The sequence below is a fragment of the Undibacterium sp. KW1 genome, from assembly GCF_009937955.1.
Taxonomy (GTDB): Bacteria; Pseudomonadota; Gammaproteobacteria; order Burkholderiales; family Burkholderiaceae_D; genus Undibacterium.
Map to the genome: position 1 here is coordinate 3,809,293 of NZ_AP018439.1, position 18,960 is coordinate 3,828,252.

Genomic DNA, 18,960 nt, shown 5'->3' on the forward strand with positions numbered 1-18,960 from the left:
CCGCTTTAATCTTTCCTTGTACTAAAGTACTGTCTTCGTCGCTACGGTGCAGTCGGGGTTTCAGGCAACACGTTGTCTACCGACGCAACGAACCACCCTTGCAAGGGTGGTTTTTAAAGCGTTAGCCTCGCTGGGACAATTTTGCGCAAGTCCTGATAAGATGTTTTCAAAATACAGAAGATCGACTATGACAAACCCAAAAAATATAAACAATTTACAATGGCAATGCGCGAGCTTCGATGAATTGAGCAATTTGCAACTGCATGCCATCTTGCAGGCACGTTCTGCCGTATTTGTCATTGAACAAAACTGCGTTTATCAGGACGTCGATGGCAAAGACCCAGTTTCACATCACCTGACGGCCTGGACGCCGGAGGGCGAAGTGGCGGCCTATCTGCGCATAGTCCCTGCTGGTATCAGCTTTGATGAGGCTTCACTGGGCCGCGTCATCAGCACCCAGGACTGGCGTGGCAGCGGTGTTGGCAAAGCTTTAATTGCAAATGGCATCAAGGCTTTGCATGCACGGTACCCTGGCGCCCCTATACGCATAGGTGCCCAGGCTTACCTTGAAAAATTCTATGGCAGCTTTGGTTTTGAGACGGTTTCTGACATCTATCTGGAAGACGATATTCCCCATATCGAGATGCTGTTGGTCGCAAAAGCCTGATTAAATCGCTTATAATGCTGCCAAATCAATGACTTACTGAATTTCATCATGCCCGCTGCAATACAAACACCCGATAAACCCTACGTCAATATTTCTGCCTACAAGTTCATCACCTTCGATGACACCGCTGAAAAACGCCAGGTATTTCTGGACAAATGCAAGGAACTGAATCTGAAAGGCACGGTACTGCTGACGCCGGAAGGCATCAATATGTTCCTGGCAGGTTTGCGCCATGAGATTGATGCCTATATGGACTGGCTGCACCAGGATCCACGTTTTGCAGACATAGTCGCCAAGGAAAGTTTTTCTGATCACCAGCCTTTCACCAAAATCCTGGTCAAGCTGAAGGCTGAAATCATCACCATGCGCATGCCACTGATCAAGCCTGAAGATGGCCGCGCCCCTGCGGTGGATGCCCATACGCTCAAGCGCTGGCTGGACCAGGGCCATGACGACAATGGTAAAGCCGTGGTCATGGTTGATACCCGCAATGATTTTGAAGTTGATGTTGGCAGTTTTGACAACACCATCGATTACCGTATTGCCAAATTCACAGAGTTTCCGGCTGTTATCGAAGCCAATCGCGATGCCTTGAACGACAAGACGGTAGTGACCTTCTGCACTGGTGGCATACGCTGCGAAAAAGCCGCTATACACATGCAGAATGTAGGCTTCGACAGTGTCTATCAGCTCGAAGGCGGCATCCTCAAGTATTTTGAAGAAGTCGGTGGAGATCACTACCATGGCGACTGCTTTGTGTTTGACTACCGCACAGCACTGAACCCACAACTGGAAGCTACAGACACCAAACAATGCTTCGCCTGCCGAGCTGTCGTCACGCCACGTGAGCAACTGTCTCCCTGGTATATCTCTGGCAAATCTTGCCCGCATTGCAAGAAAGAATCGACAGGGGCAACAGAGGCAGAAACCACTATTGCTCAATAGTCAAACCTGCTCAAATAACTCTTTCAGATAAAAGCATTACTGTTTACAGCAGTAATGCTTTTTTTGTTTTCTGCGATGAACTTCGCCAGTTTCAATCAGTCTATTATTCCGCTAGTTCTATAACTCTAGAGCGCCTGCTCAGACAAAAAAAACATCCTATTCAGAGACTTCCTATGAAACGCTTACTACTCAGCACTCTCGCCCTCAGCCTGCTGGCCAATGCTGCCCAGGCAGCAGACCCCAGCCCAACCACAGTCGTTGCCAAAGCGACTGCCCTTGGCTCTGGCATCTATCCCGAAAACATGGACAAGGCAGTGCGTGCTCAGGATGATTTTTATCGCTATGCGCAAGGTGCATGGTTAACGGCCAATGAAATCCCGGCAGACAAATCAGACTGGGGTACGTTCATGAAAGCGCGTGAGGATGTGCAGCAGCAATTGCGCACCATCGTTGAAAGCGCCGCCAAAGAAAGCAATAAAGTAGCAGGATCAGATACACAGAAAATCGGTGATCTCTACAACAGCTTCATGAATGAAGAAAAACTTAATGCGTTGGGTATTGCAGCGCTGAAAAGTGACCTGAGCAAGATTGCAGCAATGCGAAACAAAAAGGCCATACCAGGCCTGATTGCGCATTTTCATGAGATAGGCGTCAACACGCCGATACGTGTGGGTATTGGTCAGGACAATAAAAATTCCAGTCAATATGCCGTCGATGTCAGTCAAGCTGGGCTGGGCTTACCAAACCGCGACTACTACCTGAAGCTGGATGATGCGAAGATGGCTGACATCCGCGCAAAATACAAAGCGCACATAGAAAAAATGCTGACGCTGGCAGGCGAAAAAAATCCTGCGACACAAGCCGACGATATCATCGCACTCGAAACTGCTATTGCAAAGGTACAGTGGACAGCAGTAGAAAACCGTGATCCGGTCAAGACCTATAACAAAATGGCCGTCATCGATTTGAACAAGATGACTCCGGCATTCAACTGGACAGCCTATCTGCAATCCGCTCACATGCATGGCAAAGTCAATGCCCTCATCGTATCGCAGCCAAGTTATATCAAGGGTTTTGGCGATAACCTGAACAACTTCACGCTGGATGTCTGGAAGTCATATTTCACCTGGCACCTGATCCGTGCCTACAGCCCCTTCCTGTCGTCTGATTTTGTCAATGAAAACTTTGCATTCTATGAAGCCACGATTGCTGGCATCAAGGAAAACCGCACTCGCGATAAACGCGGTATAGCACTGACAGATCAGGTATTGGGTGAAACCGTAGGTAAAATTTATGTAGAAAAATACTTCTCACCTGAAGTCAAACAGCGCACAGAAAAGATGGTGGGCTATTTCCTCGAAGCCTTCAAACAAAGCATAGACACACTGGACTGGATGAGCCCGGAAACCAAGAAGCAGGCGCAAATCAAACTATCCAAGATCAGCGTCAAGATAGGCTATCCAAAAAAATGGCGTGATTATTCCAGTCTGACGATAAAGAGCGATGACCTGGTTGGTAATCTCATGCGCGCACGCAAGGCACGTTATGTCAGGGAAGTTGCCAAGCTCGGCAAACCCATAGACCGTGAAGAATGGCATATGACACCGCAAACGGTGAATGCCTATTACAGCCCTGAGATGAATGAAATCGTCTTCCCTGCTGCACGTTTGCAATCACCCCTGTTTGATGTGAATGCAGAAGATGCATTCAACTACGGCGCACTGGGTATTTCCATCGGCCATGAAATCAGCCACGCTTTCGATGACCAGGGCGCGCAGTATGATGGCGACGGTAATTTGCGTAACTGGTGGACAGCCGAAGACCAGGAAAAATTCAAGAAAAAAACCAGAGTACTGGTAGAGCAATACAATGCCTACAGCCCCTTGCCTGGTCACTTCCTCAATGGTGAGCTGACCCTGGGTGAAAACATTGCCGACAATGCCGGTATCGTCATGGCATTGCGTGCCTACAAGCTGTCACTGCAAGGCAAACCTGCACCTGTGATCGATGGCTGGACCGCCGAGCAACGCCTGTTCATGGGCCTGGCACAAGCCCGACGCGGCAAGTCACGCGAGCAACGTGCGATTACCCTCATCAAGACTGACCCGCATTCCCCAGGAGAATTCCGTGTCAATGGCAGCCTGGTCAATCATCCTGATTTTTATACCTCGTTTGACGTCAAACCTGGCGACAAGATGTATCTGACACCGGATAAGCGCGTCAGTATCTGGTAAATCATTTATCGCCCCCACTACCTGCCGTCCTCTTATCCAGAGTCATGGCAGGTAGCATATACAGTATCCAATTTCCTCAAAAATCGTCATACCGGTATCATATTCCACTACCTCTTCTGTAACTATTTGCTACTGATGACAAATAGCTTGCGATTCTATGGTCTTATATTATTGTAGAGTCACTTTCTACATACAAGGAGACTTCATGTCAGCATCAATTCGCAAAATCGCCCTGATTGCCACCCTGTGCGCAAGCAGCCTGTTGCCACTTTCTGCACACGCTGGCCGTGGCTGCATTTCTTGCGGCCCCTCTGGCGGCTCTGAAGCTCTGTCCATGGGTGTAGGCATCATCATGCTGGGTGGTTTTTCCATGGTGGCTGGTTCAGGTGAGATGATCGTTGATACCGTCAAGGCGGGTGCCGATGGCGTGACTGTCGTGCTCAAGGGTTCTACGCAAGCGGTCAGCACAACCGTCAGATTATCTGGCAAGGGCATAGAAAAAGTCGGTCTGGTCAGCGGTGCCGTGGTGGAAGTCAGCGCGACGACAACTGGTTATTTGCTGGTCAGTGCGGGCAAGGTACTGGCGTTTATTCCTAACGAAATCGGCACTGCCCTGATGCATCACAACAAGGTCTGATCCTATTTATATGCGCACACGCTCACTGGCTTCCTCCAAGGTTCTGATAATAATTCAGCGTCTATTCATCGTCATCGCTCTCGCCTGTACGGCACCGGCTTTTGCCGGTCGCCCTTGCGAGGAAAATAATTACGATCCCAAGAAAGTCATGCAGGCGCTGGAGTTTGCGCACAAGACCCAGATCAGGCTCGACGAAAGCCAGGCCAATGTTGCCATCATCGCCCGCGTTGGCCAGGATTTATCGAAATACAATTTACGTTACTCCCACCTGGGCCTGATAGAACGCCTGCCAGATGGTACCTGGTCTGTCATGCATGAGCTGAACCAATGCGGCACAGCCAATTCAGAATTATTCAGGGAAGGTCTGGGTAATTTTTTCATGGACGACATGTTCGCCTTTGAAACCCTGGTCCTTATTCCCAGCAGTGAAACACAACAGAAAATACAACAGGTGATGGCCGATGGCCGTGCAAAAAACCTGCATGCAGCACGCTACAACATGCTGTCTTATGCCTACTCCACCATGTACCAGAATTCAAATCAATGGGCACTGGAAGTTCTCGCCGCAGCGCAAGCCAATGACGTGCGCATAGAAAACCGCACGCAGGCCCAGGCATGGTTAAAGTCAGTATCCTATAAACCTGACACCATCTACATACCCTCCCTTACGCGCCTGGGCGCCCGCATGTTCCGCGCCAACGTCGCCTTCGACGACCATCCATTTGACCGCCGCATGGCCGGGCAAATCGATACCGTCACGGTTGAATCCATAGTTCGATTCATGATGTCTCGCGATGGCAAGGCTGAAAAATTCGTGCTGAAGCAGTAAAGTAATTTGCAAAACATTCTTCAGTCGAACTCAAAAATCCTTGCCGGAGCAGCACAGAACTGCTCTCAAAAAACCACAAAAGCATTTTTTAGAAGACTTATTCAAATGTCATGAATAAGCCTTGCCTCCTGCTGCCACCTGCATTTAGCATGGTCAAAAACAATAATAAGTTTGCCAATATCAGTACGCAGACGGTATCTGCTACCGCCTGACGTCACCCGATTTTTATAACAATGAGACAAAAAGGTAAAGCATGGAAAAGTTTTGGCTGCAATCCTATCCCCAGGGTGTACCCGCAGAAATCGACTACACCCAATACACCTCACTCGTGCATCTGCTGGAAGAGTCTTTCCAGAAATACGCTGACCGCAAGGCCTATGTCTGCATGGACAAATACCTGAGCTATGCAGAAGTGGATGACTTGTCGAAGGAATTTGGCGCATGGCTGCAAAACCGGGGCCTGGAAAAAGGTGCGCGCGTTGCGATCATGATGCCTAACATCCTGCAATACCCTGTCGTTATCGCTGCAGTCTTGCGCGCAGGCTATACCGCCGTCAACGTCAACCCTTTATATACACCGCGTGAACTTGAACATCAATTGAATGACTCTGGTGCTGAAGCCATCATCATCCTTGAGAACTTTGCCACTACCCTGCAGCAGGTACTCAACAAAACCAGGATCAAACATGTGGTCGTAACCAGCATGGGTGACCTCATGGGTGGAGTCAAAGGTATGGTCGTCAATTTTGCCGTGCGCCATATCAAGAAAATGGTGCCGGAATTCTCACTCCCGACTGCGATCAGCTTCAAACAGGCACTGGCAGATGGTTCACGCCTGCAACTGCAGGCAGTAAAGCTCACTCATGACGATATCGCCTTCCTGCAATATACAGGCGGCACTACCGGTGTATCCAAGGGTGCGGTGCTGACACATCGTAATGTCACTGCCAATGTCCTGCAAAATGAAGCATGGGCACAACCTGCGCTGAACAAGGCACCCAGGGTAGAAGCCATGACCATCGTCTGCGCCCTGCCCCTGTATCATATCTTTGCACTGACCAGTTGCTACCTCATGGGCATGCGCCTGGGTGGCATGAATATCCTGATCCCTAATCCGCGTGATATTCCTGGTCTGGTCAAGACCTTGTCACAACACCAGATCAGCATGCTGCCCGCCGTCAATACCCTGTACAACGGCTTGCTGAATAATGCCGATTTTGCCAAACTGGATTTTTCATTGCTGAAGGCCTGCAATGGTGGCGGTACGGCAGTGCAGCCTGCGGTCGCAGAACGTTGGAAAAAAGTGACGGGCTGCGCCATCATAGAAGGCTATGGCATGTCAGAAACTTCACCAGTAGCAACCTGCAATCCGGCAGATTCAGACGACTTCAGCGGCACCATAGGCTTGCCTCTGCCATCGACAGAAATCGCCATACTTGATGATCATGGCAACCGTGTACCTTTGGGTGAATCGGGTGAAATTGCGATACGTGGCCCGCAAGTCATGCAGGGTTATTGGAACCGTGCTGACGAAACTGCCAAGGTCATGACGGCTGACGGATTTTTCAAATCCGGTGACATCGGCATCATGGAAGCGAATGGCTTTATCCGCGTCGTAGATCGCAAGAAAGACATGATCCTGGTGTCCGGCTTTAATGTCTATCCAAATGAAATTGAAGGAGTCGTCGCCAGTCACCCGGGCGTACTGGAATGTGCATGCGTAGGTGTGCCAGATGACAATTCAGGCGAAGCTGTCAAATTATATGTCGTCAAGAAAGATGCAAAATTGACCGATGAAATATTGATGAGCTACTGCAAGGAGCAACTAACGTCCTACAAAAAACCCAAGTACATAGAATTCCGTACCGAGTTGCCAAAGTCCAACGTAGGCAAAATCTTGCGACGCGAATTAAGGGATGAAAAGAAGGAAGAAAAGAAAGCAGCCTGAACAGCCTATGAGAGAAAAGCAAGACCTGCGTAATCAGGCCTTGCTTTTTTTTGGCATATTCTTTGTTGGGGTGGTAACGCTCACTCAGGCTTGAGTAACTCCTGCCAGCGCGCAGCCTGGCGGGACAAGCGTTTACTGCGGCCTATATAGGACCAGGGATTGATGAAACGCGTTACATAGCGCCATACCATCATCGCCGTATCGCCATCGCGGCGCGGTATCACATGCAGATGCACATGAGGTACATGCTGGTTCGCGGCCTTGCCATTATTGAGCAACACTGTGGTAGCATTGCTTTCACCACCGAGGCGCAAGGCCGATGAAAAGCGGCTGGCCATGGCAAACAGATAGCTCACCGTCTCTTCCGGCAATTCTTCTATGTGCTGCTGGTGCTGTTGCGGTATCACCAGCAAATGCCCGCGCGTCAAAGGGAAGGCATCAAGTATGGCGATACAGTGTTCATCTCTATAGACCACCGATGCGGCACTGCGCCCGTTGAGGATTTCGCAAAATACGCATTCATGCTTTCTGGCCACATTGCCTCCTGTCTTGCAGATTACATCATATACATAAAAAAACCCGCCACACAGGACGGGTTCATCTCCTGCCACACCTACCAGGTATCATACGCCAGGAATAAGCTTTTCCACTTGCTGGCCATCACTTTCTTTTGCCAGTTTTTGCAAGGCAGGATAATCGATCTTGCCATTCGAATTGAAAGGCATCTTGCGCAATTCAATCACATCCTGCGGTACCATGTAAGCAGGAAGATGCAGGGTGCATGCCTTGAGTATGTCTCTTGATGATACGGTAAAGCCACAGCCATAGGCAAGCAAGCCCTGCACGCTACCGTCTGCAGCAACCGGCCAGGGTACTACTGCCACCAGGTCAGAACCGCCAAGGCGGCGTATCACCGCCTCAACCTCCTGCACTTCAACCCGGTAGCCACGTATCTTGACCTGGTTATCGATACGCCCGCAATACAGCAAACCCACTTCTACATCGACGCAGGCCAGGTCACCGGTACGATACCAGCGCTGCGCCTGCCTACCCTCAAAATGCATGTTCAGGAAGCGCTGGCGTGTTAATTCAGCATTTTCCCAATAGCCATGTGCCAGTTGTGAGCCGCCCAGATACAATTCACCAATTTCACCGTCAGCAACAGGATTAAAGTGCTCATCCAGGACCATGGTTTCCTGCCCTGGCAAAGACTGGCCTATGGGCACGACGGGCAAGGCCGCAATGCGCTGATCACTGGCGTCGTAAGGATGCACGGTAAAGGCGATCGTTGCCTCGGTGGGCCCGTATAAATTCTCGATGATGGAATTGGGCGCGGCAGGTTGCCAGTCTTGCGCCAGACTGGTGGGCAAAGCTTCACCACAAAACAGACTGTACTTCAGGCTGGGCAAAACACCGGGGCGCAAGGCGTTGTAGCGTTTCAGGCAGGCAGCCAGCGATGGTACAGAGAACCAGTGCGTTAATTCATGTTGCTGTACAAATTTAAGCGGCATCATCATGACACGTGCAGGCACGCTATACAGGCAGGCACCAGCACTCAGGCAGACGAAAATATCATGTACCGACAAGTCAAAGGTTAAATCAAAAAACTGGGTAAAGCGGTCGCCCTGCCCCGGTTGATAGCGTGCGATGATACTGGCGACATAGGTAGCAACATTTTCATTCGTCACTGCCACACCCTTGGGCAAACCCGTGCTGCCAGAAGTAAACAGGATATAGGCAACAGGGTTGGCCTTGACAGGCAAGCTCAGGCTGGCGGTATCGGCCTCGGCCATCTGGCGTTTTAAAATATAAGTATGCTGGCTGGCGCTGGCAGCCCAGGTGGGCAAAGTCTCCGTCTCGGGCATCAGCACGGTCAAAGGCTCGGGATAAGATTGCAGCAATTCTTTGGCTGCATCCATGGAACGCTCATCGACGACAATCGAGGTCGATGCAGAAAGCTCCACCATGCGCAAATTGCGCTGCACGGGGAACTTGGTATTCAGTGGCACATAGGCCATGCCTGCCAGCAAAGTACCAAGCACAGAAACATAGGCAGTAACGCTGCGATCTACCAGCAAGGCACAACGTTGCCGGCTGCAATCCTTGTTCTCGCGCGTCAGCGTGCGGGTAATCCTGGCGACACGCAACAGCAATTCTGCATAGGTATAAACCTGTTCATCCACCCACAATGCATTGCTGTTAGGCTGGGCTTTAGCCGTGTTGAAAAAACTGGCTATCAATAAATTTTGTTCTTTTTTCATAAAAATGTCTCCCCCGACCATAGTGATGAGCATGGTTGTCATTTCGCCACGACAAAAACAGCTTGGCAATGTCCGCAGACTTTCCTGACGCGGACATTGCCATCGACATCAATTCAGGCTGGGTATAACTTGATCCTGATGCTGTGCGACAAATTGCCTGATCATGGTCGCCAGGTCTTCATCATAGAAATGCGAGAAGTGATCACCGTTTTCATCAAAGGACAATACCCCCTGCTTCAGGCCTGCAACCAGGAAACGGCCCACATCGGCATGCGTGACAAGATCCTTGCCACCGACATGCACGAGCACAGGATGCGGGATATCGGCAGTCCAGGCATCTGCTCTTTCATTGAACAGGCCGTTCATCATATTGGCGTAGCGGAACAATGATTCCGGCGTTCGGAAAGGTACGCTGGTCATGTACAGCAAGAAAGGGTCGGTACTGGTCAGGATGGTAGAAATCATCTTGCGGTCTTCACCATCATCTGAGGTTGCATGGGCACCATAAATGAGGTCGCAGTACTTTTGGGCGAAACGATAATTGGCAGCGATCTTGGGGAAAAGCGTGCGTATATTTTTCTCAAAATCGGTGATCTTGATTTCATTCGAGGCTGGCAACGAAACACCGCCATTCAGCAATACTGCCGATGAAATACGTTCAGGGAAAGCCGCCATGCTGCGCAGACATACCTGGGCACCACTGCTCCAGCCGGCGATAGCTGCTTTGGCGATGTCAAAGTGGTCGAGTATAGTCACCATGTCTTTGGCATGGGTCAAGGAATGGCATTTTTCCAGATCAAATTCATGAGTAATCGCTGGTACCCAGCGGCTTTCCCATGTGATGACATGAAACTGATCAGACAGGCGCTGGGCCAGCGGGAACATGAAGTCAGATGGCATGCCATAGGCATTTGCCAGCACCAGCGCCGGTTTGCTCTTGTCGCCCAGCGTCAACACACATAATTCAGTACCATCTTCAGCCGTGACCTGGCTGCGGTTGAAAGTCGTACCATTCTTTTGTTCATCCAGTTCCTTGATAAAAGCAGTCAGGTAAGTACCGTAATCAGCCCAGCTCAGCCCCACATGTTTGGGCAGGCTGCGGGTAAAGTTCTTGATGGTGCGGTAGTAACCGCCATAAAACACGGTGCGTTTATCGAATAATTCTTCTATCGCCGTCGCGGGGGTGTCGCGCTCGGGTACGAAATTGATGCTTTTCATGCCGAGTGCAGTATCAATTTTTTCCAGCATGGTCTTGACATTGAGGTCGCTGGAATTGGTCAGGTGATACACCTTTTGGTCACCAAAACCGATATTGCTCAGATAGATCATGTCGAACACGCATTGATCCACTGGCACCAGATTGCCCGCAGCAGCCAGATCACCGATGAGGCGCAAAGGTGTCTGCAGTTTGCTCAGTGTTTCGCGCAGGCGGTACATTTCCTGGGTCAGGCCGTAGATACCAAAGCGTGTGCCACCGCTGCGGCGTGATGCCAAAGGTCCCATGATGATGGCGGGACGCAGGATGCGGTAGTCCAGTCCGTTGGCATCACAGTATCTGGCGACTTCATGCTCACCTTCATTCTTGCTGCTCTCGTAAAAATTGTTGTAGTCTATATCGACGGGATGCAGGCTCTCCGGTATTTCACCGGCCACGCGGCCAGAGGTATAGGCAGTAGAGATATGCAGGTAGTGCTGGCAATGCACGCGCCGCGCCAGGTCCATCACATTCTGGGTGCCGTTGATATTGTGATGGTAAATTTCTTCCTTGTGGCGGTCTTCAAACTTCAGGCTGGCGGCACAATGCCAGAATTCGCTGATACCCGCCGCTGTGAGTTTTTCCAGGTCATTCTTGCTGATCGCACACATGGTCTCGGTCATATCACCGAGTATGTATTCCAGCTTGCTGTCGATATCTGCTTTGGGGATGGGCTGGTTGTAGGCAGAGGCGCAGACTGCAAGCGCGTCATATACACGCTGCCTGGCGTGTTCCTGCGACTCGCCCCTAACGAGAACATAAATCTTGCCACTCTGGCGCAAACGCCAGAACAGGAAATTACTGCCGAGAAAACCGGTAGCACCTGTGAGAATAATATTCTTTGTGGTATTGCGGTGACGGTTGGTCAGTTCCAGCAAATCGCCATAGCGATAGTCAGTCAATTGGTGTTCCATGGTTTTTCCTAGTCTAAGTTTTCTGTATGCGTGGTGGAATGGAATGCTCTATTCCATGTAATGCTGTTGCACCCTGTCCAGGGTCCTGACCTTGTCGAGCACGGTGTCATCGACCACAACTTCCCTGCCACTGATTTCTTCTATGAGGAGTACGTATTCCACAAAACTCAGGGAATCAACGACATCGTTTTCTATAAGGTCAAGGTCAAAGGGAATATCGGACAGATATTTTTTCTTTGACAGCAACCACTGTTTAACTTCATTGATCTTGTCAAGACTGATAAGCTGGTTCAAGACTGGTCTCCTGTTTTAATAAATGGGTGTCGGCCAGCAGGGCCAATACTTTTTTCAACAATTCACGTGCGTGAAAATCCTGCCGCGCCGGGTCAGCCAGCAGTGCACTGCGGATTGCCATGCCGCTGCTAAAACCGGCATCGCGGTACATCGCCGGGTTGTAGAGCGATTCGATGGTGACCTGCACATATTTGCGCAAGTGTTGCGAGACTTTCTCCAGTACTTCTGGCGCATAATCATTGCTGATGCCATCTGCCAGCCTGGCCAGCAGGGCACGGCCAAAGGTGATGTGGCGCGACTCATCATTGCGGTGCGCCTCATTGATCTCGCGTATAAAGGGATGCACGCGCTCATCAAGTGCAATCTTCAGGTTGTAGTAATGGCCGACTTCTTCAAAAATGAAAATCTGTGCAAAGCGGACGAGGATAGTCAGCCTGGGGTCAAGCTTGAGTTCAGTCAGTTTTATTTTCTTGTTGCCATAAATCTTTCCCCCATAGTTTTCGCAGAATTTGGCGAAGTACCACATGTGCTGGTTTTCTTCATCAATGAAGTGATGCAGGTAATCATTGGCTTCTTTCAGCATGGGTGTATGCAAGAGCTCTGCCACGCCTGCTATCAGTTCCTGCTCGCCCGTCACATTCAGGCTGAACAGGTTGATGCATTCCCATTTGCTGAGCAGTTTGCATTGTGCCTCGCTGGCCTGCTCGTAGTAAGCTGTGCCATGGATGGTCAGCAGTTCAGGGCTTACCCACCAGTCCTGCTCACTGATATCATTTACCCAGTCAAAGCGGGTGAAGCTGAAGACATGCCTGTCACGGGACAATTGCACCAGCCTGGCAAGGCGGTCGGTGTACATACTTTGGGCACTTTGGTTCATGCTCATCTTTCTTTGTCTCCATTGATGTTGATCAATACGTTAAAATTTAGTCTAGCTATTTTTAGATGTCGCTTTAACTACATTAATAAAAATCTAACATCAGCGTCCATGGAATTTGATAGAATTTTTCATCTAAGTTTCTGGCACAAAATTTGATTTACAGAAACTTTACAGACATACAAAAATAGCGGAGAAACACCTTGTTTGAGACGTGGCAGACGCATACCACCGGGGCTGGCCAGAGGGTATTTTTGCATTCAGGAATTGATCTCAGGCACGAACAGACCACTTTTCAATTAGTGGTAAAAAAAGCACAATCGGTCTTTTTTTAATTTCGCTTAAACCTCTGGCATGCTGGAAATTTTCTTTAAATTAATGCTTTTAAAGCATTGTTCTTTAAGAGTGCGCTAGAATCCGTCATCACTATTTCTGGTACTGAAAATGCAGAATTTATCGATTCTTCAGGCTTTTTATGTGGGCCGGGCCAGTATTCAGGTAATCATCAAAGCTTCATACCGCAATTAAGCGTATGACGACTTCCGTTAGCGATAACACCCGGCAATTGGTGGAATCCATATACCAGCAAGAGTCGCGTCGGGTCTTTGCGACCCTGGTACATCTGCTGGGTGACTTTGACCTGGCAGAAGAAGCCCTACACGAGGCCTTCAAGGCAGCGCTGGAGCAATGGCCGGACAAAGGCTTGCCTGAATACCCACACACCTGGTTGGTCTCTGCAGGACGCTATAAGGCCATAGACAGCATACGCAGGCAAAGACGCTTTGACCCGCTGGATGAGCATGTAGAGGCCGTAGAAGCGCTGGTGGATGAAACAGCCCAGCCAGGCGAAACTGCATTTGAATCACCAGTCATGGAAGACGACAGGCTGCGCCTGATCTTCACCTGCTGCCACCCGGCACTGGCGGCAGATGCCCAGGTTGCGCTGACCTTGCGTGAAGTCTGCGGCCTGACAACGGAAGAAATCGCCCATGCCTTTTTGACCCCCGCCCCTACTCTGGCGCAGCGCATCGTGCGTGCAAAAGCAAAAATACGTGATGCCAGAATCCCTTATCAGGTACCAGAAAAAGAAGAATTGCCCGCGCGCCTGCATAGCGTGCTTAGGGTGATTTATCTGGTCTTTAATGAAGGCTATTCCAGTTCTGCCGGTGACTCTGCCTTGCGTCTGGATCTGGCAGCGGAAGCCATACGGTTGACACGACTGCTACAGGAATTATTGCCCGAGCCGGAAGTCAGTGGTTTGCTGGCGCTAATGCTTTTGCATGAATCGCGCCGTCCCGCCCGTACGGACAGCCAGGGTGAATTGATTGCACTGGAACAGCAGGACCGGCAATTATGGGATCAACAATTGATCGACGAAGGTTGCACGCTGGTAGAGCAGGCTTTGCGCTCTGGCCGCTTTGGCGCCTACACACTGCAGGCGGCGATATCCGCCGTCCATGCAGAGGCGGCGACTTATGCAGAAACTGACTGGCCACAGATCGTTGGTCTGTATGATGCCCTGCTACGTGTTGAAGCCAGCCCCATCATAGAACTGAACCGTGCCATCGCGATTGCCATGTGCACGGGCGGGTTAAAACATGGCTTGTCGTTGGTGGAAGCCTTGCTGGAAAGACAGGAAATGCAAAACTACCATCTGGCACATGCAGCCAGAGCTGACCTGTGCCGCCGCAATGGTGACATGGTACAGGCAAAGCTGTCCTACCAACAGGCATTGAAGCTCTGCAAACAGGAACCTGAAAAACGCTTTATTGAACGCCGCTTGCAGGCACTCATCAATTAGAGTATGCATCTGATACGCATCAGTTTTACTAAAAAATAAAAACGACCGCCCATACCTCAGGAGATATATGGCAAAACTGCACCACGTCCTTCCCGCTTTGTTCATGAGCCTGTTACCTGCACTATGTCAGGCGCAAGCAACACCAATTTCACCAGGCCTCGCCTGCAAGTCTGCAACCCAGGCCATCAATGAAGAAGGATTTGTCGAGCTGGGTGGCATACCGCAGTGGGTGACCATCAAGGGCAGCCGTTGCAGTAACCCGATTATCCTGGTCGTGCATGGCGGGCCTGGCAATACCATGAGCCCGTATGGCACGGCTATTTACGGCGCATGGGAAAAAGATTACACCGTCGTGCAATGGGATCAGCGCGGCGCGGGCAAGACTTTTGGCAAGAACAAACCCGGTGAAGAAACGCCTTTGACAATTGCGCAAATGGCCGATGATGGTGTCGCCCTGGCGGCTTATCTGACCCAACATCTGGGTAAGAAAAAAATCATACTGACGGGCAGTTCATGGGGTTCCATACTCGGTGTGCAGATGAGTCTGTCGAAACCAGAATTATTTTATGCCTATGTTGGTACTTCTCAGGTTATCAGCTACAGGGCAAACCAGGCTAGTAGTTATAAGCAGGTGTTACATCTGGCACAGGCTGCCGGTGATCAGGAGACCGTCACAAAAGTAAGCGCACTAGGCCCACCACCGTGGACCAATCCGCGTAACTTCGGCATTTTGCGCAAGGCTATCCGCAAATATGAAGCACAGCGCACAGACCCTGCCCCAAAAACATGGTGGGCGTCTGATCCGGCCTATGCCACACCGGCTGCTCTGGCTGACTACGAAGCGGGCGAAGATTATTCCTTCCTGAAGTTTGTCGGTTACAAAGGCAATGGCATGTTCAGCACCGTGAATTTTCCTGCTACGGCAAACAAATTCGCCATCCCGGTGTTTTTTGTCCAGGGCGCAGAAGATTTACTGACCATGCCTGAGATCACCAAACAGTATGTGGATAGCATTACTGCCCCGCAAAAAGAATATATCGTAGTACCACGCGCCGGGCATGATCCCAATTTGCCATTTATTGAGGCACAATTAAAACTGCTCAATGAACGTGTGCGAGCCTTGAGCAATTAATGCTCACGAGCAATTTTCAGATATCTAAAAAAAATTAAATATTTTCTTAAAGTAGTGTCGATTTACTGTCATGCCATTCGACTATCAGATGTGGAGACGCTTTCACACAATAATCCAACCAATTGATAATTGATAAAAGGAAATGACCATGCCACATCCTATCGCTTACCTGTCCTTCAATGGCAACTGCAAGGAAGCCATGCACTATTATGAACAAGTCCTGGGCGGCAAAATAACTGTCATGATGAGTGGTGCCGATTCGCCCATGGCTGCGATGATACCGCCAGAATCTGCCCACAACATCCTGCATGCACGTCTGGAATTACCAGATGGTGGCTTGCTCTACGCCGGTGACTGCCCACAACAAATGCCCTATGAAGGTATCAAGGGTGTCTCTTTTACGCTGAATTACGATACTACAGAAGAAGCCGCCAAAGTCTTTAACGCGCTGGCAGAAGGTGGGCAGATCACCATGCCGGTACAGCCGGCATTCTGGGCAAAATCCTGGGGCATGCTGGTCGACAAATACGGTACGCCATGGATTATCAATGGCGAGCAGTTGCCACTGCAATCAGATCACCGTTAATCCATCCTTGGCGGAGTCCCTATGAAATACCTATGCCTGGTTTATCTCGATAATGAACACTGGAATGCCTGCCCTGACGAAAAATGCGGCATGTATGCTCAGGGCCTTATTGATAGTGGCCACATGCTGGCGGCAGAACCTCTGCACCCTGTCCATACCGCCACCACGGTCAGGGTAAGGAACGGCCAATTGTCAGTCACCGATGGCCCATTTGCTGAAACCAAGGAGATGCTGGCTGGTTTTTATCTGATTGATGCCAGGGATTTGAATGAAGCCATACACCTGGCTTCAAAGATCCCGCCAGCCCAGCATGGCAGCATAGAAGTGCGCCCCGTGCGGGCACTGAACCTGCCTGCTGAAGCAATGAGCACAAATTAAAGGAGAACGACATGCATAAACAATTTTTTGTCAATCTGCCAGTCAAAGACCTGGCACGTTCCAAACAATTCTGGAGCAGCCTTGGTTACAGCTTCGATCCAAAATTCGCCAGTGATAACGCTGCCTGCATTATCTTCGGTGAAAACATCCTGATCATGCTGCTGACAGAAGAACTCTTTGCCAGCTTCGCCCACAAGCCAGTCTGCGATGCCCACGAGCGTGTCGAAGTCTTGCATGCCATGTCCTGCGATGGCCGCGAACATGTCGATAGCCTCATCGCAAAAGCCAGGGCTGCTGGTGCCACCATCCCCGACGAAGCAGAAGATCATGGCTTCATGTATGCACAGGGCTTCTATGACCTTGATGGTCACGGCTGGAATTGCTGCGCGTGGGCCACGGAAGGTGAATGCAAATAAAACGGTATGGCTCGCCTGGCCTGCCTATACCGGAACAACAAATGAAAGGAAGACAAAATGCATAAACAAATTTTTGTAAATCTGTCTGTCAAAGACCTGCCTCGCTCAAAGGAATTCTGGAGCAGTCTGGGCTACAGTTTTGAACCCAAGTTCACGAATGATCAGGCTGCCTGCATGATCATGGGCGAGAACCTGTTCGTCATGCTGCTGGTAGAAGAATTCTTTGCTGGCTTCACCAACAAGCCCATCAGCGATGCGCATGAGCGTACTGAAGTGTTGAACTGCCTGTCCTGCGACAGCCGCGAACATGTCGATAGCCTGGTCGCCAAAGCCAGGGCTGCGGGTGCCACAGTGCCTAAAGAGCCTATAGATCATGGTTTCATGTACGGACATGGTTTCCATGATGTCGACGGCCATGGCTGGGAACTGGTGTACATGGTAGCCGAAGGTGAGTGCAAATAAATCTGCGCAAGCTGAACCTGCCCCACCAAACCGCCTGCTCTTCAGGCGGTTTTTTTATGGACATGACTATCGCTTCCATGCAATTCGTCACGGCAGACTCAAGCTTGGTCACACACTCCCTTACCTACTCCTGCTGACCCGGCATACTGATTCCATGTAAAACTCTTCATGTCGCAGGAAATAAGAAATGAAATTTTTTAACCAGCCAGGCAAGCTATGTAGATTCACATCCATTTTATATCGTTTGATAACCTGTATCACCCTGAGCCTGCTGGCAGCAGCTTCTGTACACGCTGCCATGCCAGAGACGGCTTATGAGATGCAACAAGGCATCATCTACCAGCGCAACGGCGATGAAGTATTGACGGGTGATCTATACCGTCCCAAGGGTGATGGAAAATATCCTGTGCTGATCGCAGTACACGGCGGCGACTGGCGCTTTGCCGATGCCAGTCTGTATAAACACTGGGGACCGTATCTGGCAAAAAATGGCTATGCCGTATTTGCCGTTAATTATCGTCTGGTCAAAGACAAAACCAATCTCTATCCGGCAGCTGTACACGATGTACGCGCCGCCGTGCAGTTCTTGCGCCAGCAGGCGGCGGCTTACCAGCTTGATCCTGAACGTATAGGTTTGATGGGCGACTCAGCCGGAGCACAGCTTGCCTCTATCGTCGCACTGGCTGGTGACCAGCCACCGTTCTCAGATGGCATGCAACCCACGACAAAGGTCAAGGTTTGCATAGGCATTTATGGCAGCTATGATCTGACGGCAAAGTGGGAACATTCGAATCGCTACTACCCTGACAATAATATTGCCCAGGGTTTCCTTGGCAGCAGTTTGATTGACAACCGAAAAATTTATTTTGAAGCGTCGCCGCTGTCGTATGTGACGCGGGATAATAATCAAACGCAGTTCTTGTTGAGCTGGGGAGCGAAGGACAAATTCGTAGATCCTGCTGGGCAGTCGATTGCCTTCATGCATGCATTGAAGCAGGCGGGGTTTTCTGTGAGTTCTGTTGTGTTAAAAAATGCGGGGCATTATTGGGCGTCTGAGCCTATCAAGATACCTGGCAGTGATTCTGGATATTTGGCACCGCGATTATTAGAATTTTTGAAGGAGAAGCTGTAGGGGTCTTAAGCACGCCAACTCATGATTTCAGGCCTGTATGTCATGGTTAGTCAGTAATTCGTTTTGCTCGAGCAACATGATATAGATTGAATAACCGCCCCCTCAAAGTCGTCATTCCTGCGTGCTTTTGGCAGGAATCCACCGGGCTGGCGCTCCAGCGGCGTTCTTGGCATCCGGTTAGCTTCATAAATTTCA

18 protein-coding genes are annotated in these 18,960 nt (G+C 50.2%); 13 read left to right on the forward strand and 5 right to left on the reverse strand.

The features are described from left to right. The first annotated feature begins 187 nt into the window (after window positions 1–187). The 6 genes from UNDKW_RS17080 (at window position 188) to UNDKW_RS17105 (ending at window position 7,260) form a co-directional block, all read left to right on the forward strand. The gene (locus UNDKW_RS17080) at window positions 188–667 is read left to right on the forward strand and encodes a GNAT family N-acetyltransferase (protein WP_162059651.1); all 480 of its coding nucleotides are present in this window, start codon (window positions 188–190) and stop codon (window positions 665–667) included. Window positions 668–715: 48 nt separating this feature from the next. Then, window positions 716–1,612, forward strand: coding sequence for a sulfurtransferase (locus UNDKW_RS17085; RefSeq protein WP_174247601.1), 897 nt, complete (start codon window positions 716–718; stop codon window positions 1,610–1,612). A 173-nt stretch (window positions 1,613–1,785) separates the two neighbouring features. Further along, window positions 1,786–3,846: a M13 family metallopeptidase gene (locus UNDKW_RS17090; protein ID WP_162059652.1), complete on the forward strand. Its 2,061-nt coding sequence runs from the start codon at window positions 1,786–1,788 to the stop codon at window positions 3,844–3,846. Window positions 3,847–4,051: 205 nt separating this feature from the next. Beyond that, window positions 4,052–4,483: a hypothetical protein gene (locus UNDKW_RS17095; RefSeq protein ID WP_162042151.1), complete on the forward strand. Its 432-nt coding sequence runs from the start codon at window positions 4,052–4,054 to the stop codon at window positions 4,481–4,483. A gap of 10 nt (window positions 4,484–4,493) precedes the next feature. Then, on the forward strand, window positions 4,494–5,312 hold the full coding sequence (locus UNDKW_RS17100) for a DUF2145 domain-containing protein (protein WP_174247602.1): 819 nt from the start codon (window positions 4,494–4,496) through the stop codon (window positions 5,310–5,312). Between the two features lie 253 nt (window positions 5,313–5,565). Then, window positions 5,566–7,260, forward strand: a complete 1,695-nt coding sequence (locus UNDKW_RS17105; RefSeq protein ID WP_162059653.1) for a long-chain-fatty-acid--CoA ligase — start codon at window positions 5,566–5,568, stop codon at window positions 7,258–7,260. A gap of 80 nt (window positions 7,261–7,340) precedes the next feature. Here the strand turns inward: UNDKW_RS17105 and UNDKW_RS17110 are convergent, their stop codons facing one another. The 5 genes from UNDKW_RS17110 to UNDKW_RS17130 form a co-directional block, all read right to left on the reverse strand. Next, window positions 7,341–7,796, reverse strand: a complete 456-nt coding sequence (locus tag UNDKW_RS17110) for an HIT family protein (protein WP_162059654.1) — start codon at window positions 7,794–7,796, stop codon at window positions 7,341–7,343. 87 nt (window positions 7,797–7,883) lie between these two features. Continuing rightward, window positions 7,884–9,521: an amino acid adenylation domain-containing protein gene (locus tag UNDKW_RS17115; protein ID WP_162059655.1), complete on the reverse strand. Its 1,638-nt coding sequence runs from the start codon at window positions 9,519–9,521 to the stop codon at window positions 7,884–7,886. Between the two features lie 108 nt (window positions 9,522–9,629). Beyond that, window positions 9,630–11,690, reverse strand: a complete 2,061-nt coding sequence (locus UNDKW_RS17120; protein ID WP_162059656.1) for an alpha/beta fold hydrolase — start codon at window positions 11,688–11,690, stop codon at window positions 9,630–9,632. A 48-nt stretch (window positions 11,691–11,738) separates the two neighbouring features. After that, the gene (locus UNDKW_RS17125) at window positions 11,739–11,984 is read right to left on the reverse strand and encodes an acyl carrier protein (protein WP_162059657.1); all 246 of its coding nucleotides are present in this window, start codon (window positions 11,982–11,984) and stop codon (window positions 11,739–11,741) included. After that, on the reverse strand, window positions 11,962–12,861 hold the full coding sequence (locus UNDKW_RS17130; RefSeq protein ID WP_197892919.1) for a diiron oxygenase: 900 nt from the start codon (window positions 12,859–12,861) through the stop codon (window positions 11,962–11,964). The genes UNDKW_RS17125 and UNDKW_RS17130 overlap by 23 nt, the downstream gene beginning before the upstream one ends. A gap of 529 nt (window positions 12,862–13,390) precedes the next feature. On the opposite strand from UNDKW_RS17130, the gene UNDKW_RS17135 reads away from it, so the two are divergent. The 7 genes from UNDKW_RS17135 to UNDKW_RS17165 all read left to right on the forward strand — a co-directional run bounded on the left by UNDKW_RS17135 (window position 13,391) and on the right by UNDKW_RS17165 (window position 18,765). Continuing rightward, window positions 13,391–14,659: an RNA polymerase sigma factor gene (locus UNDKW_RS17135; RefSeq protein WP_162059658.1), complete on the forward strand. Its 1,269-nt coding sequence runs from the start codon at window positions 13,391–13,393 to the stop codon at window positions 14,657–14,659. Between the two features lie 67 nt (window positions 14,660–14,726). Further along, entirely contained in the window at window positions 14,727–15,791 is a 1,065-nt protein-coding gene (locus UNDKW_RS17140) for an alpha/beta fold hydrolase (protein ID WP_162059659.1), read from the forward strand. A 148-nt stretch (window positions 15,792–15,939) separates the two neighbouring features. Continuing rightward, window positions 15,940–16,377 (forward strand): VOC family protein, encoded by a 438-nt coding sequence (locus UNDKW_RS17145; protein ID WP_162059660.1) that lies wholly within the window; start codon window positions 15,940–15,942, stop codon window positions 16,375–16,377. A gap of 21 nt (window positions 16,378–16,398) precedes the next feature. Further along, a complete protein-coding gene (locus UNDKW_RS17150) occupies window positions 16,399–16,755 on the forward strand; it encodes a YciI family protein (protein ID WP_162059661.1) in 357 nt (118 codons plus the stop codon). An 11-nt stretch (window positions 16,756–16,766) separates the two neighbouring features. Further along, window positions 16,767–17,171, forward strand: a complete 405-nt coding sequence (locus UNDKW_RS17155; RefSeq protein ID WP_162059662.1) for a VOC family protein — start codon at window positions 16,767–16,769, stop codon at window positions 17,169–17,171. 57 nt (window positions 17,172–17,228) lie between these two features. Then, a complete protein-coding gene (locus tag UNDKW_RS17160; protein ID WP_162059663.1) occupies window positions 17,229–17,633 on the forward strand; it encodes a VOC family protein in 405 nt (134 codons plus the stop codon). A gap of 187 nt (window positions 17,634–17,820) precedes the next feature. After that, entirely contained in the window at window positions 17,821–18,765 is a 945-nt protein-coding gene (locus UNDKW_RS17165; protein WP_162059664.1) for an alpha/beta hydrolase, read from the forward strand. Window positions 18,766–18,960 lie beyond the last annotated feature (195 nt).